Consider the following 1,050-nt stretch of genomic DNA (forward strand, 5'->3'; position numbering starts at 1 on the left):
GGCTCTGTTGCACAAATCGCGTGAGGGATTCATCTTGTGAATCCAGCGTGGTAGCCGGGCTCCATGAGCAAACCGACATCCCCGACCTACAAGACCAGGAACTGGCCAGCCTACAATGAAGCGCTCAAGCGCCGGGGCTCGCTGACGATCTGGTTCGATCCCGAGATGTGCTGGGAGGCCGCGCCGACAGGCAATCGTGGTCGCCAACAGACCTACAGCGATACTGCCATTCAGACTTGCCTGACAATGAAGGTGCTGTTCGGCATGGCACTCAGACAGACGACCGGGTTCGTCGAAAGCCTGTTGCGCCTGGTCGGCCTTGACTGGTCGGTGCCAGACTTCAGCACGCTGAGCCGCCGCCAGAAGACCCTCGCGGTCAACATCCCGTATCGTGGCTCCAAAGGGCCGCTGCACCTGCTGATCGACAGCACCGGCATCAAGGTCGAGGGCGAAGGCGAATGGCACGCACGCAAGCACGGCGGCCCCAAACGGCGCGTCTGGCGCAAGATCCATCTCGGGATCGACGAGCAAACGCTGGAGGTTCGAGCCGTCGAGATCACCGGGAGCCATATCGGCGATGCACCGGTGCTGCCCGACCTGCTCAACCAGATACCGGAGGGCCAGGAGATCGGCCGCGTCACCGCTGACGGCGCCTACGACACCCGCAAGTGCCATGATGCGATCGCTGACCGTGGCGCCCACGCCGTCATACCGCCCCGCAAGAACGCGAAGCCGTGGAAGACCGTCACCGCTGGTGCGGTTGCCAGAAACGAAGCCCTTCGGGCGGCGAAATATCTCGGCCGTGCGATCTGGCGAAACTGGAGCGGTTACCACCGACGAAGCCGTGCCGAAACGAAGATGCACTGTATGAAACTGCTGGGGCAGCGCCTCATGGCGAGGGACTTTGACCGACAGGTCGCAGAGGTCCAGATCCGCATCGCCGTCATGAACGGCTACACCGCGCTTGGCATCCCTGTCACAGAAACCGTGGGATGAATCCGTCCGGGGAAAGGGGAACTCCGGACATCAGAGGCTTTGTGCAACAGAGCC

General features: G+C 62.4%; 1 protein-coding gene. It reads left to right on the forward strand.

Going from position 1 to position 1,050, the window contains the following annotated elements; genetic code table 11:
- Nucleotides 1-63 precede the first annotated feature (63 nt).
- Nucleotides 64-996, forward strand: coding sequence for an IS5 family transposase (locus CLV77_RS00180; RefSeq protein ID WP_071675839.1), 933 nt, complete (start codon nt 64-66; stop codon nt 994-996).
- Nucleotides 997-1,050 lie beyond the last annotated feature (54 nt).

This window comes from Brevirhabdus pacifica (assembly GCF_002797755.1).
Lineage (GTDB): Bacteria > Pseudomonadota > Alphaproteobacteria > Rhodobacterales > Rhodobacteraceae > Brevirhabdus > Brevirhabdus pacifica.

Coding starts and splice junctions, on each gene's coding strand:
- CLV77_RS00180 (WP_071675839.1), top strand. CDS start 64: ATGAGCAAACCGACATCCCCGACCTACAAGACCAGGAACTGGCCAGCC.